This window comes from Agromyces selenitireducens (assembly GCF_052748465.2).
This window is the reverse complement of sequence record NZ_CM188259.1, coordinates 3640532-3665597: the sequence shown is the minus strand read 5'-3', so window position 1 is coordinate 3665597 and position 25066 is coordinate 3640532. Positions and strand designations below refer to the sequence as shown.

Annotated in this window: 23 protein-coding genes; 17 read left to right on the top strand and 6 right to left on the bottom strand. The window is 71.7% G+C overall.

Annotated elements, in window-relative coordinates:
* Window positions 1-35 precede the first annotated feature (35 nt).
* Together ACULK4_RS17255 and ACULK4_RS17250 are read right to left on the bottom strand one after the other, a co-directional pair.
* The gene (locus ACULK4_RS17255; protein ID WP_445963623.1) at window positions 36-593 is read right to left on the bottom strand and encodes a hypothetical protein; all 558 of its coding nucleotides are present in this window, start codon (window positions 591-593) and stop codon (window positions 36-38) included.
* 146 nt (window positions 594-739) lie between these two features.
* Entirely contained in the window at window positions 740-1117 is a 378-nt protein-coding gene (locus ACULK4_RS17250; protein WP_445963622.1) for a hypothetical protein, read from the bottom strand.
* Window positions 1118-1947: 830 nt separating this feature from the next.
* On the opposite strand from ACULK4_RS17250, the gene dnaK reads away from it, so the two are divergent.
* From dnaK to ACULK4_RS17230, 4 genes are all read left to right on the top strand, one after another.
* Window positions 1948-3831, top strand: coding sequence for a molecular chaperone DnaK (gene dnaK, locus ACULK4_RS17245; RefSeq protein ID WP_445963621.1), 1884 nt, complete (start codon window positions 1948-1950; stop codon window positions 3829-3831).
* A gap of 2 nt (window positions 3832-3833) precedes the next feature.
* Complete coding sequence (locus ACULK4_RS17240; RefSeq protein ID WP_445963620.1) at window positions 3834-4520, top strand: nucleotide exchange factor GrpE; 687 nt, start codon at window positions 3834-3836, stop codon at window positions 4518-4520.
* Window positions 4521-4651: 131 nt separating this feature from the next.
* Window positions 4652-5644, top strand: coding sequence for a DnaJ C-terminal domain-containing protein (locus ACULK4_RS17235; protein ID WP_445963619.1), 993 nt, complete (start codon window positions 4652-4654; stop codon window positions 5642-5644).
* Window positions 5644-6066: a heat shock protein transcriptional repressor HspR gene (locus ACULK4_RS17230; protein ID WP_445963618.1), complete on the top strand. Its 423-nt coding sequence runs from the start codon at window positions 5644-5646 to the stop codon at window positions 6064-6066. The genes ACULK4_RS17235 and ACULK4_RS17230 overlap by 1 nt, the downstream gene beginning before the upstream one ends.
* 9 nt (window positions 6067-6075) lie before the next feature.
* Here the strand turns inward: ACULK4_RS17230 and ACULK4_RS17225 are convergent, their stop codons facing one another.
* The 3 genes from ACULK4_RS17225 to ACULK4_RS17215 all read right to left on the bottom strand — a co-directional run bounded on the left by ACULK4_RS17225 (window position 6076) and on the right by ACULK4_RS17215 (window position 10131).
* Window positions 6076-6702, bottom strand: a complete 627-nt coding sequence (locus ACULK4_RS17225; protein WP_445963617.1) for a hypothetical protein — start codon at window positions 6700-6702, stop codon at window positions 6076-6078.
* Window positions 6703-6875: 173 nt separating this feature from the next.
* Complete coding sequence (locus ACULK4_RS17220; protein ID WP_445963616.1) at window positions 6876-8249, bottom strand: MFS transporter; 1374 nt, start codon at window positions 8247-8249, stop codon at window positions 6876-6878.
* Window positions 8250-8361: 112 nt separating this feature from the next.
* Window positions 8362-10131: a bifunctional metallophosphatase/5'-nucleotidase gene (locus tag ACULK4_RS17215; protein WP_445963615.1), complete on the bottom strand. Its 1770-nt coding sequence runs from the start codon at window positions 10129-10131 to the stop codon at window positions 8362-8364.
* Window positions 10132-10331: 200 nt separating this feature from the next.
* On the opposite strand from ACULK4_RS17215, the gene ACULK4_RS17210 reads away from it, so the two are divergent.
* From ACULK4_RS17210 to ACULK4_RS17190, 5 genes are all read left to right on the top strand, one after another.
* Window positions 10332-11462 (top strand): class I SAM-dependent methyltransferase, encoded by a 1131-nt coding sequence (locus tag ACULK4_RS17210; protein WP_445963614.1) that lies wholly within the window; start codon window positions 10332-10334, stop codon window positions 11460-11462.
* A 54-nt stretch (window positions 11463-11516) separates the two neighbouring features.
* Window positions 11517-14201: an adenylate/guanylate cyclase domain-containing protein gene (locus ACULK4_RS17205; protein WP_445963613.1), complete on the top strand. Its 2685-nt coding sequence runs from the start codon at window positions 11517-11519 to the stop codon at window positions 14199-14201.
* Window positions 14202-14213: 12 nt separating this feature from the next.
* Window positions 14214-14510, top strand: a complete 297-nt coding sequence (gene clpS, locus ACULK4_RS17200; protein ID WP_445963612.1) for an ATP-dependent Clp protease adapter ClpS — start codon at window positions 14214-14216, stop codon at window positions 14508-14510.
* Window positions 14507-15004 carry a DUF2017 family protein gene (locus ACULK4_RS17195; RefSeq protein ID WP_445963611.1) on the top strand — a complete coding sequence of 166 codons (498 nt, stop codon included), beginning with the start codon at window positions 14507-14509 and terminating at the stop codon, window positions 15002-15004. Before clpS ends, ACULK4_RS17195 begins: the two co-directional genes overlap by 4 nt.
* Window positions 15005-15078: 74 nt before the next feature.
* Entirely contained in the window at window positions 15079-16209 is a 1131-nt protein-coding gene (locus ACULK4_RS17190; protein WP_445963610.1) for a hypothetical protein, read from the top strand.
* Window positions 16210-16282: 73 nt separating this feature from the next.
* Here the strand turns inward: ACULK4_RS17190 and ACULK4_RS17185 are convergent, their stop codons facing one another.
* The gene (locus tag ACULK4_RS17185; RefSeq protein ID WP_445963609.1) at window positions 16283-16678 is read right to left on the bottom strand and encodes an SHOCT domain-containing protein; all 396 of its coding nucleotides are present in this window, start codon (window positions 16676-16678) and stop codon (window positions 16283-16285) included.
* Between the two features lie 176 nt (window positions 16679-16854).
* Here ACULK4_RS17185 and ACULK4_RS17180 point away from each other — a divergent pair, with 176 nt between their 5' ends.
* From ACULK4_RS17180 to ACULK4_RS17145, 8 genes are all read left to right on the top strand, one after another.
* Window positions 16855-17283 (top strand): DUF6325 family protein, encoded by a 429-nt coding sequence (locus ACULK4_RS17180; protein ID WP_445963608.1) that lies wholly within the window; start codon window positions 16855-16857, stop codon window positions 17281-17283.
* Between the two features lie 11 nt (window positions 17284-17294).
* Window positions 17295-17645 (top strand): SHOCT domain-containing protein, encoded by a 351-nt coding sequence (locus ACULK4_RS17175; protein ID WP_445963607.1) that lies wholly within the window; start codon window positions 17295-17297, stop codon window positions 17643-17645.
* Between the two features lie 168 nt (window positions 17646-17813).
* Window positions 17814-18443 (top strand): hypothetical protein, encoded by a 630-nt coding sequence (locus ACULK4_RS17170; protein WP_445963606.1) that lies wholly within the window; start codon window positions 17814-17816, stop codon window positions 18441-18443.
* 2 nt (window positions 18444-18445) lie between these two features.
* Window positions 18446-20146: a SulP family inorganic anion transporter gene (locus ACULK4_RS17165; RefSeq protein ID WP_445963605.1), complete on the top strand. Its 1701-nt coding sequence runs from the start codon at window positions 18446-18448 to the stop codon at window positions 20144-20146.
* Window positions 20127-20798 (top strand): GAP family protein, encoded by a 672-nt coding sequence (locus ACULK4_RS17160; RefSeq protein ID WP_445963604.1) that lies wholly within the window; start codon window positions 20127-20129, stop codon window positions 20796-20798. Before ACULK4_RS17165 ends, ACULK4_RS17160 begins: the two co-directional genes overlap by 20 nt.
* A 55-nt stretch (window positions 20799-20853) precedes the next feature.
* Window positions 20854-22728, top strand: coding sequence for an alkyl/aryl-sulfatase (locus ACULK4_RS17155; protein ID WP_445963603.1), 1875 nt, complete (start codon window positions 20854-20856; stop codon window positions 22726-22728).
* Between the two features lie 12 nt (window positions 22729-22740).
* On the top strand, window positions 22741-23832 hold the full coding sequence (locus ACULK4_RS17150) for an AI-2E family transporter (protein ID WP_445963602.1): 1092 nt from the start codon (window positions 22741-22743) through the stop codon (window positions 23830-23832).
* An 84-nt stretch (window positions 23833-23916) separates the two neighbouring features.
* Window positions 23917-25065 (top strand): type III polyketide synthase, encoded by a 1149-nt coding sequence (locus ACULK4_RS17145; protein WP_445963601.1) that lies wholly within the window; start codon window positions 23917-23919, stop codon window positions 25063-25065.
* Window position 25066 lies beyond the last annotated feature (1 nt).

The window sequence follows — 25066 nt, the reverse complement described above, 5'->3', positions numbered from 1 at the left end:
GCCGATCCACGCACGAATCCTGCGTCTTCGGCGGATCAGCTCGCGGGCCGGACCCACTGCGCGAACGTCGGCGCGCTCACGAACGTGATCGTGCCGTCGGCGAGCACCACGACAGGGGACAGCCCGCTGCCCGGTTCGACCGGTCCGGTCCAGGCGCCGGGGACGGGGTCGTCCGTCTGCGCGTAGCCGGCGGCGGTGAGTTCGTCGCCCCACGCGGCCTCGTCGACGCCGCTCGCCTGCGCGACGTGGAGGATGATGTCGGACTGCGGCTTGCCCCACGAGCACACCAGCCCGCCCTCCTCTGCGATGCTCGCGATGATCGGGTCGTTCGGGTCCAGGTCGCGCGGCTCGAGTCCGTCGGCCTCGAGTTGCGCGTACGCCTCGGGTGCGAGGACGTCCTCGCAGCTCGTTCCGATCGCGGGCGTGTCGGTCGGCGTTGGCTCGGTGGTGGGTTCGGGCGATGCGGCGGCCGGCGTGGTCGGCGACGCGCTCTCGGCGGGTTCGCCGGCGTTCCCCGCGCACGCGGCGAGTCCGAGCGAGAGGGTCAGGGCAGCGGATGCCGCGAGCACGCGCGGCGCGAAGGTCCGGGTCATGCCCCTCACCGTAACGACCGGCCCGCCACGACACGCCGGGGCGCACCCTGAGCCGGGCGCAGAGTGCCTCGGTGGCATCCGCTGCCCGTCGAGTCGCCACTCGCGTCGGCCATTCCGTCTCGTCCCTGGCGGAAGTGGCGACTCGATCATGCCGACGAGCGGGCGCCGCGCCAGCCGCGACTTCGCAGAGCACGCTCGAGCTGGTCGAGTGCGCGGGCCGGCGGCAGACGCCGCCCGACACGGATGACGATCCACCCGGCGGCGGCCAGATCGTTGAGTCGTTCGACGTCGCGGTGGGCTGCACGTCGTCCTCCCGATGCTGCTCGCCGTCGATCCAGCTCATCGACCGTCGCCAGCGGGCGCGGCCAGCCCAGCAGTCGGTCACCCGCGGCGACGAGGTCGTCGTGGGACAGCGTCGACGCGAGTTGGCACCAGGCATCGCATGCCGACACCGCCGGCACGCCGCGCACGACGGAGCGCTGCACGCGCTCGGCCAGGGTGCGGTGGCCGATGACGCCGGGCACGCGCGGTTCGCGACCTCGAAGGGCCGAGACGTGCAGCGGCCCGTGCTCGAGTGCCGACGGCAGAGGGATTCCCCAGAGCAGGGCGGCGCTGGCGTGGCTGAAGACCTGGGATGCGGGCATACGTGCGGCGAAGGCCCGGCATCGCTCGTCGTAGGCGGACGGCGGAACCGTCGTGCGCACCCCGTGGTGTGGTGCCGAGAGGTCGCGCGCCCGTAGCCGCCCCCGCGGCACGCCGAGCTCGTCGGACCTGCGCACCGTGAAGGGCACCTCGCGCAGCGCGGGTGGAAGGGGACGAGCTCGCACGGGGTCCATGCTCACCGAGACCGGCGCGGCCGTTCGCACCGTCGCCCGGAGCTGTGAGCCGGCACCCACCCGCGGCAGCGGTGCAGGACCAGTCGCCTCCAGTGACCCCTGCCTCTCGTCCCGTCCCGTCCCGCCCCGCGCCGCCGCCACGAGTGTCCAACGGATGTCACATCCCGAGCGCCGGTCCCACATCCATTGGACACGCGGACGCCATGCGCGGCTGCCCGCCAAGTCGAGTGTCCGAAGGATGCGGCGTCGGGAGCGCGAGACTCGCATTCTCTGGACACTCGACTCCGGGTGGGCAGAGGAGGCGAGGCAGGGAAGGGAATAGGGTGCGACGACGGCAGGTTGAGTCTAGTGCGCTCAAGTTTTGCGGCGGCGACTTGACACCCATCGGATGCCGCTGGGAGACTTGAGCGGTCGAGGCTCAAGTCTCGACACCATCGACTTCGGCCGCGGGCGAGGAACGCCGGGCCGATCGCCGTGGGGCGACATCCGCAACACCCCCGGCAGAAGGAGAGGCACACATGTCACGTGCAGTCGGAATCGACCTGGGTACCACCAACTCGGTCGTGAGCGTCCTCGAGGGCGGCGAGCCCGTCGTCATCGCGAACGCCGAGGGCTTCCGCACCACCCCGTCGGTGGTCGCGTTCACGAAGGACGGCGAGGTGCTCGTCGGCGAGACCGCGAAGCGCCAGGCCGTGACCAACGTCGACCGCACCATCGCGTCGGTCAAGCGCCACATGGGCACCGACTGGAAGCGCGAGATCGACGGCAAGCAGTACACGCCGCAGGAGATCTCGGCGCGCATCCTGCAGAAGCTGAAGCGCGACGCCGAGCAGTACCTGGGCGACACGGTCACCGACGCGGTCATCACCGTACCGGCGTACTTCAACGACGCCGAGCGCCAGGCCACGAAGGAGGCCGGCGAGATCGCGGGCCTCAACGTCCTGCGCATCATCAACGAGCCCACCGCGGCCGCGCTCGCCTACGGCCTCGACAAGGGCAAGGAGGACGAGCTCATCCTCGTCTTCGACCTCGGTGGCGGCACCTTCGACGTGTCCCTCCTCGAGGTGGGCAAGGACGACGACTTCTCGACCATCCAGGTCCGTGCGACCGCGGGCGACAACCGCCTCGGCGGCGACGACTGGGACCAGCGGATCGTCGACCACCTGATCAAGCGCTTCAAGGACTCGACGGGTGTCGACGTCTCGAAGGACAAGATCGCCCTGCAGCGCCTGAAGGAGGCCGCGGAGCAGGCCAAGAAGGAGCTGTCGTCGAGCATGTCGACCAGCATCCAGCTGCCCTACCTCTCGCTCACCGAGAACGGCCCGGCGAACCTCGACGAGACGCTCACGCGGGCCCAGTTCGAGAACATGACGAGCGACCTGCTCGACCGCACCAAGAAGCCCTTCGAGGACGTCATCCGCGAGGCCGGCATCAAGGTGTCCGACATCGCCCACGTCGTGCTCGTCGGCGGCTCGACCCGCATGCCCGCCGTCTCCGACCTGGTGAAGAAGGAGACCGGGCAGGAGCCCAACAAGGGCGTGAACCCCGACGAGGTCGTCGCCGTGGGCGCCGCCCTCCAGGCGGGCGTCCTCAAGGGCGAGCGCAAGGACGTGCTGCTCATCGACGTCACCCCCCTGAGCCTCGGCATCGAGACCAAGGGCGGCATCATGACCCGGCTCATCGAGCGCAACACGGCCATCCCGACCAAGCGCAGCGAGACCTTCACGACCGCCGACGACAACCAGCCGTCGGTCGCGATCCAGGTCTTCCAGGGCGAGCGCGAGTTCACGCGCGACAACAAGCCGCTCGGCACGTTCGAACTGACCGGCATCGCACCGGCTCCCCGCGGCATCCCGCAGGTCGAGGTCACCTTCGACATCGACGCCAACGGCATCGTGCACGTGTCGGCGCGCGACAAGGGCACCGGCAAGGAGCAGTCGATGACCATCACCGGCGGCTCGTCGCTGCCGAAGGACGACATCGAGCGCATGGTGCGCGACGCCGAGGAGCACGCGGCCGAGGACAAGAAGCGCCGCGAGTCCGCCGAGACCCGCAACCAGGCCGAGCAGCTCGCGTACTCGATCGAGAAGCTGATCAAGGAGAACGACGAGAAGCTTCCCGCCGACATCAAGTCGGAGGTGCAGGGCGACGTCGACGCGCTCAAGACGGCGCTCGCGGGCGACGACGACGACGCGGTGAAGTCGGCGTTCGACAAGCTGAACCAGTCCCAGGGCAAGCTCGGCGAGGCGATCTACGCGCAGGGCCAGCAGGCGGATGCCACCGCCGGCGCGGGCGCGAACCCCGGCGAGGACGCCACTCCGTCGGGCTCCGAGGGCCCCGAGTCGTCCGATGAGGACGTGGTCGACGCCGAGGTCATCGACGACGAGGACGAGAAGAAGTAGACATGGCTGACGAGAACCAGAACCACGACGAGCCGATCATCCGCGACAAGCGGCGGATCGACCCCGAGACGGGTGAGGTTCGCCCCGTGGCCGGTGCCGAGGGGGCAGGCGGCGAGCCCGCCGCCGAAGGCGGGGCGACGGATGCCGCGGCAGATGCTGCTGCGGCATCCGCTGCCGACGACCTCGACGAGGAGGCGGTCGACGAGGAGACCGCCGACGAGGAGACGCTCACCGTCGACGACATCCTGAACGCCGCGCAGGCCGAGGTCGACGACCCGACGGCCGAGCACCTCGCCGACCTCAAGCGGGTCACCGCCGAGTACGCGAACTACCGCAAGCGCACCGAGGCGAACCGCGAGGTCGAGCGCGAGCGGGCGATCGGCGCGGCCGTGGCCGTGCTGCTGCCCGTGCTCGACGACCTCGACCGCGCCGAGAAGCACGGCGACCTCGAGGGAGACACCCCGTTCGCGACGATCGCGGCGAAGCTGCGCGCGTCGGTCGAGAAGCTCGGCCTCACGCCGTTCGGCGAGGTCGGCGAGCCGTTCGACCCGCAGCGGCACGAGGCGATCTTCCAGCAGCACTCCGACGAGGTCGAGGTCGACACGGTCGCCGACGTCGTCGAGACCGGGTACCTGCTCGGCGGCACGCTGCTGCGCGCCGCGAAGGTCGTCGTGAAGACGCCCGCGTAGCGCGGCTGCGGGTCGAGGAGCGGCGCAGCTGCGTCTCGAGACCCCCTCGCACGAGGTCTCGAGACGCTCCCGGCTCCGCCGGGTGCTCCTCGACCCGCACCACCCACTAGATTTCGAGGAAGGAGGCGCCGATGGCCAGCCAGGATTGGTTCGACAAGGACTTCTACGCGATCCTCGGCGTCTCGAAGGACGCGAGCGACGCCGACATCAAGAAGGCCTACCGCAAGCTCGCGCGCAAGTACCATCCCGACCAGAACCCGGGGGATGCCGCGTCGGAGTCGAAGTTCAAGGAGATCAGCGAGGCGCACTCGGTGCTCTCCGATCCCGAGGAACGCAAGGAGTACGACGCGGTCCGCGCGATGGGCGGCGGGGCCCGGTTCACGGCACCCGGCGGCGGGGCCGGCGGGTTCGAGGACGTCTTCGGCGGCATGTTCGGCGGTCCGGGCGGCGCCGGCGGCACGCGGTACACCTACCAGCAGGGCGGCCAGTACGACGACCTGCTCAGCGGGCTCTTCGGCGGCGGCCGGTTCGGCCAGCCGTCGGGCGGGTACCGCGGCTACGGCGGCCCGACGCGCGGGCGCGACGTGACCGCGACCACCACGCTCGACTTCGTCACGGCGACCAAGGGCGACCGCATCACCCTGCAGACCGCCGAGGGTCGCGAGATCACCGTCAACGTGCCCGCGGGCGTCGCCGACGGACAGAAGATCCGGCTGCGCGGCAAGGGCCATCCGTCGCCCGACGGTGGCGAGCCCGGCGACATCGTGCTCACCGTGAAGGTGCGCAAGCACCCCGTGTTCGAGCGCGACGGGCTCAACCTGCGCGTCAACGTGCCGGTCACGTACACCGAGGCCGCCCTCGGCGCGACGATCCAGGTGCCGACCCTCGCGGGCGACCCGGTGAAGCTGCGTGTCGCGCCCGGCACCCCGAGCGGCCGCGTGCTGCGCGTCAAGGGCCGCGGCGTCGAGACGAAGAAGGGCACGGGCGACCTCCTCGCCGTCGTGCAGGTGGCCGTGCCGTCGCACCTGTCGAAGGAGGCGGAGGAGAAGTTGCGCGAGTTCTCCGCGCTGCTGCCCGACGAGGACCCCCGCGAGGACCTCCTCGCCAAGGCGAGGGGCCACTGATGCAGGTCGACGGCGAGAGCCCCCTGTTCGTGATCTCGGTCGCGGCCGAACTCGCCGGGATGCACCCGCAGACGCTCCGCCAGTACGACCGCATGGGGCTCGTCTCGCCGAAGCGCACCGCGGGCAAGTCCCGCCGCTACTCGATGCGCGACGTCGCGCAGCTTCGCGAGATCCAGCAGCTGTCGAGCGAGGGCGTGAGCCTCGAGGGCATCCGCCGCGTGCTCGGCCTCGAGAACGAGGTCACCGAGCTCCGCGAGCGGGTGCGCGAGCTCGAGCGTGCGCTCGCCGACGAGATGCTGAACCGCCCCGGCCGGCGCGTCTTCGCGGCCGGCGCGCACGGCGAGGTCGTCTCGCTCAAGGCGGGCACGCGCTTGCGCCGCGAGAACGCCGTCGTCGTGTGGCGACCGCTCGACCGCGGCTGATCGCCCGGGTCAGCGTCCCCAGGCCGACGCGGGCGCCGCGACCTCCGGGACGCGCGACGTCGACCACCACGTGCCGTACCCGTAGTGGCTCTCGGCCCAGGGCGAGGCCCAGATCGCCCGCGCCGTGGCATCCGCCGACGTGCCGGCTTCGAGCCCGGCGACGATGTCGGCGTAGAACGTGCGCTTCTGCAGGTTGGACGCAGCGTACCGGGCCGCGTCGACGAGGGTCGCATAGCTGCCGAGGCCGCTGCCGCCGCCCGAACCGTACCCGTTGTTCAGCGGGTTGTTGCGGTTCCACCAGTTGTCGGGACCGTTCTCCTCGCGCATCCACTCGACCATGAGCCGGACGTTCTCGTCGGTCACGGGCCAATCGCCGAGCACGAGCACGAGCGTCGCCCAGTCGTAGTTGGTGCCGGATGCCACGAGCGTCTCGGGCCCGGTCGCCGCGGCGTAGCCCTCGCGCGAGACGGCCGCCGTGGTGAGGTCGCCCGGGACCGAGAAGTCCTGGACGTCGCCGTGGAAGGGCGAGAGCGAGGTCGCCGCGGCGTCGGCGAGGGCGACCGACGGGCGGGGGAGCGGGGCCAGCGCGACGGTCGCGAGCAGTCCGCCGACCGCGACGACCGCCGCGATCGCCACGACGCTGCGCCGCCGTGCCAGACGAGGCCGATCGGCCCGGTCGGCCCGGCGCCGGCGGCCGCGCACACGGAACGGGCGCCGCGCGGTCGCTCGAACCGCCGCGCGACGCTCCCCCTGGTGCTGCGCCGAATGTCGCATCGGGGGCCGAGGCTAGCAAACGGTGCCGGGTGCCGTCAGCCCCCTGTCGCTCGACGGCGGCGCGTGGCACGTCGTGCCCAGACGATGACCGGCACGAGCAGGAGCGACAGCAATCCGCCGACGACCGCGAGCGTCGCGTAGGACGACGCGGCGAGCACCAGGCCAGACAGGGCGCTCGCACCCGCGCCGGCGAGCGCGATCAGCACGTCGATCGATCCCTGCGTCTTCGCGCGGTGCGTAGGCGAGGTCGCATCGACGACGAGGGCCGTGCCCGAGATGAGGCCGAAGTTCCAGCCCAGGCCGAGCAGCGTGAGCGCGACGACGAGGAGCACGAGCGAGTCGCTCGGCGCCAGGGCCGCGACCGCGCCCGCGAGCAGCATCGTCACCGCGGCCGCGATCGCCATCGGGATGCGGCCGATGCGGTCGACGAGGACGCCGGTCACGAGCGAGGGCAGGTACATCGCGCCGATGTGGATGCCGATCACGATGCCGACAGCGGAGAGCGCGTGGTCGTGGCCGCGCATGTGGACCGGCGTCATCGTCATGATCGCGACCATCGTGGCCTGCGTGAGCACCATGATCGTCGCGCCCAGGACCACGCCGGGCACGAAGCGGTCGCGGGCCGGCGTGGGCTCCGCGGCGTCGGGTGCGGCGGCCTCGGGTGCCGAGAGGTCGGGCGCTCCGCCGTCCGGCTCTGCATCGGGCCGACCGGCGGGGGAGGACGCCGGAACCGGAGGCAGGCCGGGCGTGTGGTCGAGGTGCTCGGCGACGAGGAACGGGTCGGGCCGGAGCAGCAGGAACAGCACCGTGCCCGCGCCGAGGTACGCGGCCGCGGCGAGCAGGAACGGCCCCGCGAGCGCGGGGATGCCGAGTGCGAGGGCGAGCGCGCCCAGCGGCTCGACGAGGTTCGGCCCGGCGACCGCGCCGAGGGTGGTCGAGACCAGCGCGACGCTCACCGCGGTGCCGCGCTGCGTGGGCAGCGCGAGGTCCGTGCCCGCGTACCGCGCCTGCAGGTTGGTGGCGGTTCCGGCGCCGTACACGAACAGGGAGACGAACAGCAGCGGCACATTGTCGGCGACCGCGGCGGCGACCACGCCGAGCGCGCCCGCGCCGCCCGCGGCGAAGCCGAGGCCCAGGCCCGTACGGCGGCCCCACCGCTGCGTGATCCGCCCGACGAGGAACGCCGCGAGCGCCGATCCGAGCGTGAACAGCGCTGCGGGCGCGCCCGTGACGCTGTCGGAGCCGAGCATGTCTCGCGCGAGGAGCGCGCCGACCGTGATGCCCGCGGCGAGACCGGCCCCGCCGAGCACCTGGCTCGCCACGACGACGGCGAGCGTGCGTCGCTGGACCCGCTGCCTCACCGCCTCGTCGGCGTCGATGGCGCGCGCGAGTTCGATCAGATCGGGCATACGGCCGAGCGTACTCCGGGCCGGTGACCGAGGATCGGCGGGGCCGTGTATCGCGCTGCCCGGCGAAGGGCCCGGACCGCTCGCGCGGTCCGGGCCCCGTGCGGTGACCGCGTCAGCCGACGCGCACGCCGTCGACCGTGAGCCACCACGACTCGTCGGCGAAGTCGGCGGGGTCGATCACCCCGCGCTCCTGCGCCCAGTCGATCAGCAGCTGGCGGATCTCCTTCTGCTCGTCGTACACGATCGGCGCCGACGCGATGTGCGGGAACCCGCCGCCGCCCGAGCGACGGTAGTTGTTCACTGCGACGACGACCTCCTGGTCCGCCGCGAGCTCGGCGCCGCCCGACAGCACGAGGTTCTCGACCCGCGAACCCACCGGCTGCGACAGGTCGAGCTCGTACTCCACCCCCGCGATGATGTCGAGGTTGTAGTCGGGCGTGCCGCCCGCGCCGGTGTGCGCCTCGGGGTCGAAGGTGCCGCCCGACGGCACGGTCGCGTAGTACTTCGCCGAGTACTCGAGGTACTCCTTCACTTGGGCGCCGGTCATCGTGACCGCCTGCAGGGTGTTGTCGTAGATGTAGAGCCCGGCGATGTCGCGCACCGTCACGTCGCCCTGCGGGAAGACGGCGGTGCGGCTGAACGGTGCCGCGATCGACAGAACGGGCAGGTCGGCGTAGGCCGTGCCGGCGAGCGAGCCCGCCACGGCATCCGTCTGCACCTGCTGGATGAAGTCGATGATCGCCGTGTCCTCGTAGCGGCTGGTGACCGCCGACAACTCCTCAGTCGACTGGGCGACGACCTGGTTCACGTACGCGACCGTGGTCTCGTGCTGCTCGGCGACGAGGTCGACGATCTCGGGCGACTCGGGGTAGCCGGCGGTGCGGATCGCGGAGGCCTCGGCGTCCGCGACATCCCACTGCCCCGTGACCTTCTCGAGCGACAGGTCGACGCGCGAGACGGTCGAACCCCAGCGGTAGGGCTGCGTGAGCAGCACCTCGTCGCCCGTGACCTCGTTCACGACGACCTCGCTCGGCTTGTCGAGGTGCGAGTGACCGACGACCATGACGTCGATGCCGGGCACCTTGCGGGCGACCTCGGCCGTCGCGTTCTCGGGCGGGGCGATCGACTCGTCGTACGACGAGGCTCCGGTGCCGGCGTGCGAGAGCACGACCACGATGTCGGCCCCCGCCGCACGCACCTCGGGCACCCACTCCTCGGCCGCGTCGACCATGTCGCGGAACTCGAGCTCGCCCTCGACGTTCGCCTTGTCCCAGATCATCGAGCCGGGGGTCGTGAGGCCGAGGATGCCGACCGTGACCGGCTTGTGGCCCTTCACCTTCTTCGTGACGAGCGTGTACGGGTCGAACGCGGGCTCGCCGGTCTCGGCGTCGACAACGTTCGCGCCCAGCAGCGGGAAGCCGAGGTCGTCCTCGTAGGCGTCGAGGAGGTCGAGGCCGTAGTTGAACTCGTGGTTGCCGACGACCTGCGCGTCGTAGCCGATCGCGGCGTAGGCCGCGGCCATCGGGTGGTCCGCGCCGGTCTCGTGCACGGGCTCCTGAACGGCGTAGTAGTAGCTGAGCGGGGTGCCCTGAATGGCGTCGCCGTTGTCGACGACGAGCAGGCGGTCGTCGCCGACCTCGGCGCGCACCTCGTCGACGACGGATGCCACGGACGCGAGCCCGACCTTGTCGCCGGCGCGGTCGCTGTAGGCGCGGTCGCTGAAGTAGTCCCAGTTGAGCACCCGGCCGTGCAGGTCGGTCGTGGCGAGCAGGGTGAGGTCGAGGTCGTGCGCGTCGTTCGGGGCGGCGGCCGCCGGGATGGCGGCGCCGGCGCCGAGGAGGAGGACGGCGGTCGCCGCCGCTCCGATGAGTCGTGTCTTCACGTGGTGGTGTTCCTCTCGGTTTCGCATGAACGGGCGGGCCGTGGGCACGCCGGGCACACGCTACGGAGCGGGCGTTCCCTGCGGGTGAACTCCCGTCGTCGCGTGGGCGTCCTCGAATCATCGGGCGCGGGCGAGCGGCGGCGGAAGGATCTTGACGACGGCGCCGCCTGTCGGGTAGCGCCGGCGGGTAGGGTGCCGTGGTGGACTTCGACGCGCTCCGGCGGCACCCCGACCTCGAGGCGCCGGGGCTCTTGGCGACGGATGCCGCGGACCGGCTCATCCTCGACGAGGCTGCCGCCGCGCTCGCCGAGGTCGGGTCGGAGCCGGGCGCCGTCGTGGTGGTCGACGACGCGTACGGTGCGCTCGCGCTCGGTGCGCTCGACGCCGGTGCACGCGGCGTCAGGGTGCACCAGGATCCGATCACGGGCGAGCGGGCCCTCGCGGAGAACGCCGCGCGACTGGGCGTCGCCGAGGCGGACCGTCCGCGAAGCCTCCCCCTGGGCCGCGAGCTCGTCGCGGGCGCGCGGGTCGTGCTCCTGCGCCTGCCGCGCTCCCTCGACCGGCTCGACGCGGTCGCCGGCGTGATCGCCGCGCACGCCGCGCCCGACGTGCGCGTGTTCGCGGGCGGACGGATCAAGCACATGTCGCTCGCGATGAACGAGGTGCTCGGCCGGTGGTTCGCGCGCGTCGACGTGACGCACGCCCGGCAGAAGTCGCGGGTGCTCGTGGCGTCGGGTTCGGGTCTCGGTACGCGCCCGGAGGGCGCTCCCCGACCCGCGGAGGGCTTCGACGACGCGCTGGGGCTCGCGATCGTCGCGCACGGCGGCGTGTTCGCCGGTGCCGCCGTCGACATCGGCACGCGCTTCCTCCTCGGCGTGCTGGGCGACGCGGTTCCCGACGCCGTGAGCGCCGTGGACCTCGCCTGCGGTTCGGGCGTCGTCGCGGCGTGGCTCGCGCGCGAGCGACCGGGGCTCGTGGTGCACGCGTCGGACCGGAGCGCCGCGGCCGCGGCATCCGCTGCCCTGACCGCCGCCGCGAACGGCGTCGCCGACCGCGTTCGCGTCGCCCAGGCCGACGGCCTCGAGCACCTGCCCGCTGCGAGCGAGCGGCTCGTGGTGCTGAACCCGCCCTTCCACTCGGATGCCGCCGTGCACACCGGGATCGCGACGCACCTGTTCGCCGAGGCCGCGCGCGTGCTCGAACCGGGCGGCGAACTGTGGTGCGTGTGGAACTCGCACCTGCGGTACCGGCCGCTGCTCGAGCGGATCGTCGGCCCGACGCGACAGGTCGCCCGCAACCCGAAGTTCACGGTGACCGCTTCCGTGCGCTGAGGCACGCGGCGGAAAGGGGATGCGGACGGACGGCCGTCGTGCCACTCTCGAAGGGTGACCACCACGGCTTCAGCGAGCCGTCGTCGTCTCCCGACGGGGACGGTCACCTTCCTGTTCACGGATGTCGAGGGATCGACCCGTCTGCTGGAGGCTGCCGCCGACCGCTGGCCCGCGCTGCTGGCCGACCACGACCGGCTCGTCCGCGACGCCATCACCGATCACGGCGGCACCGTGGTCAAGACCGAGGGGGACGGGTTCTTCGCGGCGTTCCAGTCCGCCGTGGACGCCGTCGGGGCTGCGGCGGACGCCCAGCGAGCGCTGGCGAGGCACGCGTGGCCCGACGGGCTGGCGCCGAAGGTGCGGATGGGACTCCACACCGGCCTCGGCCTTCTCGGTGGCGACGACTACATCGGGCTCGACGTGCACCGCGCCTCCCGCATCACGTCGACCGCGCACGGCGGCCAGGTCGTGCTCTCCGCGGCGACCGCCGCGCTCGTCGACCACGAACTGCCCGGCGGCGTCGCGATGCACGACCTCGGCAGGCACCACCTGAGGGATCTCCCCCGGGCCGAGCGCCTCTTCCAGCTCGACATCGACGGGCTCGATCGCGACTTCCCCGCACTGCGATCGCTCAAGGCCGTGCCGAACAACCTGCCCGCGCAGGTCACACACTTCGTGGGTCGCCGACGCGAGAGCGCCCGAGTGCGGGAACTGCTCGAATCCTCGCGCGTGGTGACCATCACGGGCACGGGCGGGACCGGCAAGACGCGGCTCGCCCTGCAGGTCGGAGCCGAGATCGGCGACCGCTTCCGCGACGGGGTGTTCTTCGTCGACCTCGCGCCCGTCGACGATCCCGACGTCGTCCCGTCCCAGGTGCTCCGGTCGCTCGGCGAGGACTCGGCGCCCGGCAACCGGCCGCCGCGCGACGCGCTCCTCGAGCGGTTGGCCGACCGGGAGGTGCTGCTCATCCTCGACAACTTCGAGCAGGTCATCGCCGCGGCACCCGTCGTGGCCGACCTCGTGACGGCGTCGCCGAGATCACGCTTCCTCGTCACGTCGCGCGGTCCGCTCCGCATCGCCGCCGAGCAGGAGATGCCCCTCGAGCCCATGGACCTGCCCGACCGGCACGACCCGGTCGGGGCGACGGGCTCCGACGCGGTCGCGTTGTTCGTCGATCGGGCCATGGCGGTGCGACCGGACTTCGCGGTGACCCCGGAGAACGTCGCAGCGGTGTCCGAGCTGGTACGCGGACTCGACGGCCTTCCGCTCGCGATCGAACTCGTCGCGTCACGCGTGCGGCTGCTGCCGGTGCCCGAGATCCTCGCCCGACTCGACCCGGCGCGGCCGGGCACCGGAACCATCGACCTGCCGGAACGACAGCGGACGATCGAGGGCGCGATCGCGTGGAGCTACGACCTGCTGGACCCGCCCGTTCAGCAGCTCTTCGCGAGGCTCGGCGTCTTCGCGGGCGGCGCCGACCTCGAGCAGATCGAGCGGGTGTGCGACGACGTCGACGTCGACCTGCTGAGCGGGCTCGCCGAGCTCGTCGACCAGGGGCTCCTGCGACAGGTCGCGGCGCCCGGCGGCCGTGCCCGGTTCCGGACGCTGCACGTGATCCGCGAGGTCGCCCTGCTGAAGCTTGAGGCGAGCGGCTCGGGGCCGGCGATCCACCGTCGCCACCTCGAGGCGTACGTCGACTGGGCCGAGGACGTCGCGACGCACCTCATGGGCGAGGATCGGTCGGAGTGGCTCGACCGGTTCGACGCCGACCACGACAACGTGCGCACCGCGCTCGACTGGGCCGCGGTGCACGGCGAGACCGATCTCGCATTGCGTCTCGCCGCCGCATCGTGGCGGTTCTGGCAGTCGCGCGGCCACCTCCACGAAGGGCGGAGCCGGCTCGAGACCGTCGTCTCGCTGCAGGGCGGTGAGCCGCTGCACCGGGCGCGGGCGCTCGAGGCGCTCGGCGGCGTGTACTGGTGGCAGGGCGAGATCGACCGATGCGTCCCGCCCTACCGTGAGGCGCTCGCGATCCAGCGCGAGCTCGGCGATCCCGGCGAGATCGCCAACGCGATCTACAACGCGGCGATCGGGCAGTCCGTGGCGGCCGTGACGTCGGGCGTCACCGACGAGGTCCGCCGCGAGGTCTTCGGCCTCTACGACGAGGGGGAGGCGATCTACCGCCGGCTCGGCGACGAGGACGGTCTCGGCAACATCACCTGGGGCAGGGGGCTGGCGGTCTCCGACCTCGACGACGACGTGTCGGGCGCACTCGCCCTATTCCACCAGAGCATCGAGCACTATCGGCGCGCGGGCAACGAGTTCGGCATGGGCTGGGGCATGTTCGAGGTCGCCATCTTCAGCGCGCGTCTCGATGACATCGAGACAGCGTGGGACTACCTCGAGCAGGGCCTCGAACTCTTCGCGCCGCACCGGGACGTCTCGGCGGTCGTGCTGTTCCTCTCGCTGGCGGCGGCGCTTGCGCAGGCCGCCGGCGACGAGGAACGTGCGGCTCGGCTCGCCGGAGCCGTGCGCGGTCTCCGGAACTCCTCGGGCGCCAAGATCGTCGACCACGAGATGACGCGGATCCGCGGCCTCTCGATCGAGGACCTGGACCCCGAGCGCGACGACCTGGCGCCGCTGTACCGGTCGGGCATGGAGATGGATCTCAGGCAGGCCGTCGCCTACGCGCTCGGACGCGACCTCACGGGGGACGTGCCATCCGGGCCGGGTCCGTGACAGGCTGGAAGGGTGACGTCCACGATCGAGCAGCTCGACGCCGACCTCGTCACCGACGAGGCCGTGCGGCCCGACCTGCCGTGGCGGACGATCGTGTGGGACGACCCCGTCAACCTCATGACCTACGTCACCTACGTGTTCCGCAGCTACTTCGGGTTCCCCCGCGAGGAGGCCGAGCGGCTCATGCTGCAGGTCCACAACGACGGGCGGGCGATCGTCGCGACGGGTGACCGCGAGTCGATGGAGCGGCACGTCCACGCGATGCACGGGTACGGCCTGCAGGCGACCGTGTCGAGGGCCGAGCCGTGATCGTCGCCGGCCGCGAGGGAGGCGCCGACGGCGTCCGCATCGTGCTGGAGACCGAGGAGGCGATGCTCCTGTCCGAGCTGGCCGACCAGGTCGACTCGGTGCTGCTGCTCGGCGGTGACGACGACCCCGCCCTGGGCCGGCTGTTCCCGGCCGCGTACCGCGATGACGAGGCATCCGCCCGCGACTTCGAGCGGTACACGCGCGACAGCCTCGTCGACGGCAAGCGCCAGGCGGCGCAGTCGGTGCGGGATGCCACGGCCGCGACCCGCGGCGACGGCATCGTCGAGATCGAGCTCGACCAGGTGCAGGCATGGGGATGGCTGACGTTCCTCACCGACCTGCGGCTGATCCTCGCCGAGCGGGTGGGCGTCACCGATCCGGACGAGGCCGAGCCCGCCGACGACGAACGCGACGACTACCTCCGCGCCGCATACGAGTGGGCGGGCATCGTGCAGGGATCGATGCTCGAGGTGCTCGACCCGATCGGCCGGTAGCTGGCAGTCTGGTCCCGCGAGCCGCGTGCGCGCGCCGGAGGACGGCGGTGGCGCGGCCGCTGAGCGGAGGAACCATGTCCCAGCCGTCGTCGATCGTGGGGATCCTGCGCGAACCGACCCGCACGACCGAGTCGATCGAGTCGTCGGCGCTGATCGTCGGCGCGGCGGTGTTCGTGGTCGCGGCGCCGCTCGGCCTGCTGGTGTTCTGGGGAACGGCGCTCCCGATCGCCGGGCGCGACTCCCTCGGCGCGGCGGTGGCGCTCGGCGGTGCGATCGTCGCCGCGCTCGCCTTCGTCGCGGGACGGCTCGTCCTGCGACGGCGGTTCGGCGCGGCATCCGTCGTCGAGCCCGAACCCGGCGGCACCCGCACGCCGGCCGGGTCGGCAGGCGCGCCCGACCACCCCGGTCCGCGGCTGCACTGGTTCGACGTGGTCGCGCTTTCGGTCGCGCATGCGGTGATCGCCCTGCTCGGCTGGACGGGCCTCGCCGACATCCTCGAGCGCAGCTTCCTCGGCGCAGAGGTGTTCCCGATCCCGGCCGCCCTGCTGTTCGGCGTCGCCCTCGCCGTGTCGGCCTACGTGTCGTTCCTGTCGTCGGTGCGGATGACGCCGATGCTGCTGTCGCTCGTGCTCGCGGTGTTCCTCGTGGTCGGCGTCATCACCGCGATGCTGAGCTCGACCGACCCGCTGTGGTGGGAGAAGAACCTCAGCGCGCTCGGCATGACGAACGACATCTCGTCGCTCGCGTTCAATCTCACGTTGATCATCGCGGGCGCGATCGTGACGATCGTCGCGCGGTACGCCACCGCCGGGCTGCCGGCCGGGACTCCGAAGGAGCGACGCGGGCGCGACGTGGTCCGCTGGGGGCTCGTGCTCATCGGCATCCTGCTGGCGCTCGTCGGGGTGTTCCCCGTCGACGAGTTCTTCCTCGTGCACAACACCGTCGCGACGGGCATGGCCGTGGTGTACGCGGTGGTGGTGATCGGGCTGCCGCGCTTCCTGCCGACGATGCCGCGGGTGTTCGTGATGCTCGGCTGGGTGTACGTCGGCGTGATCGTGGTGCTGGGCGTCTTCTTCGCGATCGGCTACTACAACCTGACCGCGGTCGAGCTCGTGGCGGGCGTGCTGATCTTCAGCTGGATCATCCTGTTCCTCCGCAACACGGGCTCGGTCGGGCCGAAGCGGGTGGTCGCGGTCACGGCGTGACGGATGCCGCGGCATCCGCTGCACGCGACGGTCGGCCGGGCGCCCGCGCACCCGGCCGACCGTTCGAGCGTGATCAGGAGTGGGACAGCGCCTTGGCCTTGAGCGCCTCGTACTCCTGGGCGTTGATCGTGCCGGCGTCGAGGAGCGCCTTGGCCTTGGCGATCTCGTCGGCGGGGCTCGCGGCACCTGCCGTCTGGCGGATGTACTGGTCGGTCGCGGCCTGCACCTCGGAGGCCTGCTTCGCCGAGCGGCGGGCCATGCCGTCGCCGCGCGCGATGAGGTACACGAGTGCGGTCAGGAACGGCAGGAAGACCAGGAAGATGATCCAGACCGCCTTGAGCCAGCCGTTCAGCTTGTCGTCGCGGAACAGGTCGCCGATGATCGCGAAGAGCGCGAACAGGTAGGCGATGAATGCGAAGCTCCAGAAGAAGATCCACACGAGGTTCCAGAAGTTGTCCCAGAAGTCCACGGGGGTGCGCCTTTCCGATAGGTGACGGGGAGCGAAGACCTGCTCCCTCGAGCGTCACCCTACCCACGGGTCGACGACGGTCCGGGACTTTCGGCACATGGGCGCGCCGTCGCATCGGCTTGAATCGGTGGGTGCCCGGGGTCGCCGTGGCGCACTGCGACGACAGGGGGAATCCGATGGCGGAGTTCGAATACGGTCCGGTCGACATCTACGTCGTGAGCTTCGAGGGGTCGAGGCCGGATGACGCGACGTTGTCCGCGCTCGGCGACCTCATGGTCAACGACGAGGTCCGGCTGCTCGACCTGCTGATCGTCGCCCGAGGCGACGACGGCCAGGTCACGGTCCGGGAGTACGAGGAGTTCCGCGACGAGTTCGGCTTCACGGTCGTCGAGCTCGAGGCCGTCGGCGCCGTCGGCGACGAGGACATCGAGGAGCTCGCCGAGATCATCCCGCCGGGAACTGCGGGCGCGATCATGGCGCTCGAGCTCATCTTCGCGAAGAAGCTCGCGTCGGCGTTCGCCGCCTCGGGCGGCGAGGTGCTGCAGGTCGAGCGGATCCCCGCGACGGTGGTCAACGAAGTGCTCGCCGAGGCGAGCGACGAGTAGGGAGAGGGACGATGCCACTCAGGAGGATGGGCCGACCGGGACTCGTCGGCATGGCCGCGCGCACCGCGGTGGTCGCCGGCACCGCGACCGCGGTGAGCGGTCGCGTTGCGAACCGCCAGCAGCAGAGGTACGCGAGCCAGCAGGCCGAGCAGGACGCCGCGGCGCAGCAGCAGTGGGAGGCGCAGCAGTACGAGGCGCAGCAGGCCGCCGCGGCCGCACCGCCACCGCCACCGCCCGCGGCCGCTCCGGCAGCCGGCGGCCCGGACGTCGTCGCCGAGCTGCAGAAGCTCGCCGCGCTGAAGGAACAGGGCATCCTCGACGACGCCGAGTTCGCCGCCGCGAAGGCCAAGCTGCTCAGCTGACACGGAATCGGAACCTTTCCCCCGCATCCGATCCCGATTAGGGTCGGGTGCGGGGGAAGACATGTCCCCATCGGGGTTCACGGCGGGGGGTATGCGCGTGTCTGAGTCGGAGTACGGGCCGGAGGATATCCGTCGACGAACACGCCGATCGCTCGGCTGACGCACGTCGTGTCGAGCACCGAGTCGCGTTCCCCGGAGCGGTGGCAGCGCGCGTCCGAGATCGTCGGGGTGTTTCTGCTCTCGGTCGTCGCCGTCCTCACCGCGTGGTGCGGGTTCCAGGCCTCCAAGTGGGGCGGTGAGATGTCGATCGCATTCAGCCAGGCGTCGAGCGCGCGCATCCAGGCCGCTGGCGCCGACGGCGCTGCCCGTTCTGCACGTGCGTTCGACCTGACCATCTACGCGGCGTACGTCGAGGCGGTGGGTGACGGCAACGATGACCTCGCGGACTACATCCGCGACCGGTTCACGCCGGAGTTCCGGGTCGCGTACGACGCGTGGGTCGATGACGGCCAGGTCGAGAACGGTCCGTTCGCGCGGGAGGAGTACGTGCCCGAGGGCACCGTGGAGGCCCAGGAGCTCAACGACCGGGCCGACGAGAAGTTCGCCGAGGCACTCGAGAACAACCAGCGCGGCGACAACTACTCGCTCCTGACCGTGCTGTTCGCGCTCGTGCTCTTCCTCACGGCGATGTCGCAGCGCGAGCTCGCGCCCTGGGTGGGGCGCACGCTGCTCGGCCTCGCGATGGTCGTGGCCGTGGTCGGCGTGGTGATCCTGACGACCTTCCCGATCAGGATCTGACGGTGGCGGGCACGGAGCGGCCGTTGGCCGGCCTGACGCGGCGCAACCTCGCGCGCGAACTCGGCGCCGGCGTCACGTTGCTCGCGATCGCGGTGCCGCTCAATATCGGGTACGCGCAGATCGCCGGCCTGCCGCCGACCGCGGGCCTGTACGCGCTGGTGGTGCCGGCCATCGTCTATGCCCTGGCGGTGTCGTCGAGGCAGGTGGTCGCGTCGCCGGACGCCGCGGCGGCCGCCCTCGTGGCCTCGTCGCTCGTCGGCCTCGCCGCAGCAGGCGCGGGTGACTACGCGACGATGGCGCTCGCGCAGGCGATCCTGAGCGGCGTCATGTTCGTGCTCGCCTCGGTGTTCAAGCTGGGCTTCCTCGCGAGCTTCCTGTCGAAGCCGATCCTCGTCGGGTTCGTCGCCGGCCTGGCACTCGACATCCTGGTCAGCCAGGTCGCCAAGATGCTGGGCGTCTCCATCGACTCGGGCGAGGAGTTCGTCGGCAAGCTGGCCGGGCTCGTCGCGAACCTCACCGAGATCGACGCGTGGTCCGTCGCGATCGCGGCGGGTGCCGTCGCGATCCTGCTCGGCGGGCGGCGCGTCGCCCGCGCGGTGCCGTGGGCGCTCGTCGTGCTGGTGCTCGCCACGGCGCTCGTCGTGCTCGCGAGCCTCGACGACGCGGGCGTGGACGTGCTCGGCGAAGTGCCGGCGGGCCCGCCGACGTTGACCTGGCCGGTGCTCGAGTGGACGACGTGGCTCCTGCTCGTGCCATCCGCGCTCGCGCTGACCATGGTGACCACGGCCGAGGGGCTGCTCGTCGCGCGCTCCTATGCCGAGCGCCGCGGCTATCCCGACCGGCCGAACCGCGACCTGTTCGCCTTCGGCCTCGGGAACATCGCCGCAGGCGTGAGCGGCGGCTTCGCTGTGGGCGCTTCCACGTCGCGCACGGCGGCGATGGATCAGGCCGGGTCGCGCACCCAGCTCCCGGCGCTCGTCGCGGCGGCCGGCACGCTGCTCCTGCTCGTCTTCGGCACGGCCCTGCTCGCCGACATCCCCTCGCCCGCGATCGGCGCCGTGGTCGCGGTGGCGATCATCCCACTGCTCGGCATCCGCGAATTCGCGACGCTCTGGCGGCTCGACCGGTTCGAACTCGCCGTGGCGGCCGCGTGCTTCCTCACGACGCTGTTCGTGGGCGCCATCGCGGGCATCGTGGTGTCGTTCGTGCTCGCCCTCGTCAACCTGGCACGGCGGGCTGCGCGTCCGGCGGTCGACGTCCTCGCGTCCGACGGCGAGCCGACCGCCTCGCTCCTCGACCCGGCGCCCGCCGGTGACGTCACCGCCCCCGGGGTCGTGGTCGTCCGGCTGGCCGCGCCGCTGTTCTTCGCCAACGCGACCTCGTTCGGCGACGCCGTGAAGCGCGCCGTCACCGGCGCATCGGAACCCGTGCACCACCTCGTCCTCGACGGCGAGGCGGTGACCGACCTCGACGTGACCGGCGCCGAGGCGTTCGAGTCGCTCCGGTCCTGGCTGCGCGAGCACGAGGTGACGCTGTCGATGAGCCGGATGCGCCCGACGGTGCGCCGCCGGTTCGAGCGCTTCGGGCTGCTCGACGGCGTGGCGATCCACCCGACCAACCGGGCGGCGCTCGCCGCCGCGGGCGGCGCGGCGCCCGCCGCGCCCGACGACGAGGAGGACGCCCGTGGGCTCCGTCATCGGTGACATCCTGCCCCTCGCGGTCGGCATCGCGATCAGCCCGATCCCGATCATCGCGGCGATCCTCATGCTGCTCTCACCCAAGGCGCGGAGCACGAGCGTCGGGTTCCTCGGCGGCTGGGTGCTCGGCATCGCCGTCGCGGCGACCGTGTTCACCCTGCTCTCGTCGGTGCTGCCCGAAGCCGACGAGGATGCCGCGAAGCCCGTGACCGCCGTGATCCAGCTGTTGCTGGGGGCCGGCCTGCTGTTCCTGGCCCTCCGCCAGTGGCGGTCGCGCCCCGCCCCGGGCGAGGAGCCGCCGCTGCCGAAGTGGATGGCGGGCATCGACACGATGACCGCCGGCCGGGCGCTCGGGCTCGGCTTCCTGCTCGCCGCGGTCAACCCGAAGAACCTGCTCCTCGGCGCCGCGGCGGGCGTCGCGGTGGGTTCCGCCGGACTCGAGGTCGGGGCGATCGTGGTGGTGCTCCTCGTGTTCACGGTCATCGCCGCGGCATCCGTCGCCGTGCCGGTGATCGCCTACCTCGTGGCCTCCGACCGCATGGCCGCGCCGCTCGAGCGCCTGCGCGGCTGGCTCGTGCACAACAACGCCACCGTCATGGCCGTGCTCCTGCTCGTGATCGGCGTCGTGCTGATCGGCAAGGGCATCGGCAACTTCTGACCTCGGCGCCGCGCCGCGGCGCCGGACCGACCATCTGGGGAATGGAGAGGAACACATGCAGCAGAACGAGGCGACCGAGGCGATCCGAGCGCAGCAGCGCGAGCTCGGGGCAGCCCTGCCGTTCGACGACACCCGCGACCTCGAGGCGACCGACCGCGGGTTCATCGCGGCGTTCGAACCCGGCGTCGTGCACCGCGACGACGGCGTCGAGGTGTGGGACGCGAACGAGTTCGCCTTCATCACCGGCGACGCGCCCGACACCGTGAACCCCAGCCTGTGGCGGCAGTCGACGCTCGTGTCGAAGCAGGGCCTGTACGAGGTGGTCGAAGGCATCTACCAGGTGCGCGGGCTCGACCTGTCGAACATCAGCTTCGTCGAGGGCGACACGGGCGTGATCGTCATCGACCCGCTCATCTCGAAGGAGACCGCCGCGGCGGCGCTCGGCCTCTACCGCGCGCACCGCGGTGATCGGCCCGTCGTCGCCGTGATCTTCACCCACAGCCACATCGACCACTTCGGCGGCGTACTCGGCATCGTCAGCCCCGAGGAGGTGCACGCCGGCGGCGTGCAGGTCATCGCCCCCGCGGGATTCGTCGGCGAGGCGGTCGCCGAGAACGTCTACGCGGGCACGGCCATGGCGCGTCGCGCGGGCTACATGTACGGAGCAGCCCTCGAGCGCGGGCCGAAGGGCGCCGTCGGTGCGGGCCTCGGCCAGTCGACGTCGAAGGGCACACCGGGAATCCTCGTGCCGACGCTCGAGATCCGGACCACGGGCGAGACGCACGTCGTCGACGGCGTCGAGGTCGAGTTCCAGATGGCGCCCGGAACCGAGGCGCCGGCCGAGATGCACTTCCTCTTCCCGCAGCACCGTGCGCTGTGCATGGCCGAGAACGCCACGCACAACCTGCACAACCTGCTGACGCTCCGTGGCGCGCTCGTGCGCGACCCGCACGTCTGGTCGCGCTACCTCACCGAGGCGATCGAGCGGTTCGGCGACCGTGCCGACGTCGTCTTCGCCTCCCACCACTGGCCGACCTGGGGCGCCGAGGAGATCCGCGAGTTCCTGGGCCTGCAGCGCGACCTCTACGCGTACCTGCACGACCAGACGCTCCGGATGCTCAACCAGGGCATGACGGGCGCCGAGATCGCCGAGGCGATCCAGCTCCCGCCGGCGCTCGAGAACGCCTGGCACGCCCGGGGGTACTACGGCTCGGTCAGCCACAACGTGAAGGCGATCTACCAGCGGTACATGGGCTGGTTCGACGGCAACCCCGCCCGGCTCTGGCCGCACCCGCCGCAGCCGCTCGCCGAGCGCTACGTCGCCGCCATCGGCGGCATCGACCGCGTCGTCGAACTCGCGCAGGCGGCGTACGACGAGGGCGACTTCCGGTGGGCGGCCACGCTGCTCGACCACGCGGTGTTCGCCGATCGCGACCACGGCGCTGCACGCACGCTCTATGCCGACACGCTGGAGCAGCTCGCCTACGGTTCGGAGAACGGCACCTGGCGGAACTTCTTCCTCTCCGGCGCGAGCGAGCTGCGGGGCGAGAACTTCGGCACGCCGACGAGCACCGCCCCGCCCGAGATCCTCGCCCAGCTCACCCCCGAGCAGCTGCTCGACGCGATCGCGATCACCGTCGACGGCCCGCGCGCCTGGGACCTCGACCTCGCCTTCGACCTGACGTTCAGCGACCTCGGCCGGAACTTCCGCGTGACGCTCCGCAACGGCGTGCTGGTCTACGTCGAGAAGCCGGCCGAGCGGGAGAGCGCGCAGGCGACCGTGTCGCTCGCCAAGCCGCGCCTGCTTGCGCTGCTCGGCGGCGACCGTGCGAGCGGCGGCATCGACGTCGACGGCGACGCGGGCGTGCTCGACCGGTTGACGTCGGTGCTCCAGCCGGGCGACCCGTCGTTCGATATCGTGCTCCCGTGAGCGGAGGCCGCGATGACGGGTGAGGTCGCACCGGGGACCGGGGGCGCCACCGGCACCCCGTCGCCCAGCCTGCGCACGCTCGTCCTCGTCATCGCGGTGCTCGCGGTGCTCGCCGCGATGTGGTTCGCGCGCGAGATCGTCGCGCCGCTCGCGCTCGCCGCGGTGCTCGTGATCATCGTGCACCCGATCCGGCATCCGCTCGTACGCCGCGGCTGGCCGCGCTGGCTGGCGACCACGGTGGTGATCGCGGTCGCGTACCTGATCCTCGCGATCCTCGCCGCCCTGCTCGTGTTCGCGGGGTACGAGTTCGGCGTGCTCGTGGCCGACGTGCTCGACGAGCTCGAGGCGGCCGCGGCCTCACTCGGCGCATGGCTGACCTCGATCGGCGTCGGCGAGCAGGCAGCGGATGCCGCGGCATCCGCCCTCGACCCGTCGGTGCTGCTCGACGTGGCGCAGGGCGTCAGCGGCTGGCTGCTCGGCTTCCTCACCGCGGCGTTCTTCGTGCTCGCGTACATCATCTTCATGGCGGCCGACGCCGCACGGTACGGACGGGCCGAGCGCGCGTTCGGACCCGGCATCCGACCGACCGTGCAGCGCATCCGGGACTACAACTCGTCGGTGCGCCGCTACTACGTCGTGAACGCGTCGTTCGGTGCGGTCGTGGCGATCATCGACGGGCTCGCGCTGTGGGCGCTGGGCGTGCCCGCGCCCGTGGTGTGGGCGATCCTCGCGTTCGTCACCAACTTCATCCCGAACGTCGGGTTCGTGCTCGGACTCGTGCCGCCGGCCATCCTCGCATTCGTGGTGGGCGGGCTGCCGCTCATGCTCGCCGTGATCGCGATCTACTCGGTCGTGAACGTGGTCCTGCAGGTGCTGGTGCAACCGAAGTTCGTGAGCGACGCCGTCGACCTGTCGCTCACGCTGAGCTTCTTCTCGGTCGTGTTCTGGACGTTCGTGATCGGCCCGCTCGGCGCCATCCTCTCGATCCCCCTCACGCTGCTGTTCCGCGACGTGCTGCTCGACGGGGACCCGGGCGCGCGGTGGCTGCGGTGGCTCTCGGGCGACGCGCGGGTCCCCCAGCAGACTCCCGGGCGCGATCCCTAGACCCGCGCGCGACCGGCTGGTTAGTCTGCAAGCGGGAGAGGGGGCACCTATGCCGCAGCGACGAACCGATCCGAGGACGACGGCGTGAGCGCGGGGGTGCACCTCCGAGGCCTGTCGACCGTGGTCCCGGCGACCGTGCTGCCGCAGCCCGCCGTCCGCGACGTCTTCGCCGCCCAGCCCGGACTCAACCGGCTGGCGCAGCGCATCATCACGACGTCGTTCGACGTGTCGGGCATCGAGCGCAGGTACACCGTGCTCGACGAGCTGACCTTCGAGGACGTCGGCGACGACCCGGTGTTCTTCGACCGCGTGAGCGGCGACCTGCTCTTCCCCGGTACGAAGGCCCGCAACGACATCTACGCGGTCGAGGCGACGAAGCTCTACCTCGAGGCAGCCCGGCAGGCGATCTCGGCGACGCCCGGCGTCGAGGCATCCGACATCACCCATGTGGTGACCGTGTCGTGCACCGGCTTCTACGCGCCCGGCCCCGACTTCATGCTCGTGCGCGAACTCGGTCTCGGCCCGGCCGTGCAGCGGTACCACCTCGGGTTCATGGGCTGCTACGCGTCGATCCCGGCGCTGCGGAACGCGGCCCAGTTCTGCGTGGCCGATCCCGACGCCGTCGTGCTGGTGGTGAGCGTCGAGCTGTGCACGCTGCACCTGCGCTCGTCGAACGACCCCGACACGATCGTGGCGTCGTCGCTGTTCGCCGATGGCGCGGGCGCCGGCATCGTCACGGCGCGGCCGCTCGAGGAGGGTGAGCGGGCGCTCTCGCTCGACCGCTTCGAGACGCGCATCACTCCCGTCGGCGAGGGCGACATGGCCTGGAAGATCGGCGACCACGGCTTCGAGATGGTGCTCTCCAACGCGGTGCCGTCGATCATCGACGACCACATCACGGGTGCGCTCGAACCGCTGTTCGCCCCCGACGACGACCTCGCCGAGGCACTGGCGACGGATGCCGCGGGCGAGCACGTCGCCCACTGGGCCATCCATCCGGGCGGGCGCAGCATCCTCGACAAGGTCGAGTCGCGGCTCGCGCTCGCCGAGGCGCAGCTCGTCCCGGCGCGCGACACGCTGCGCGACTTCGGCAACATGTCGAGCGTCACCGTGCTCTTCGTGCTGCGGCACATCCTCGACGGTGCGGGTTCGGCCGACGGCGATCGGGTCGCGGCGATGGCGTTCGGACCCGGCCTCACGGTCGAGTCGGCGCTGTTGACGGTACGGGGGTGAC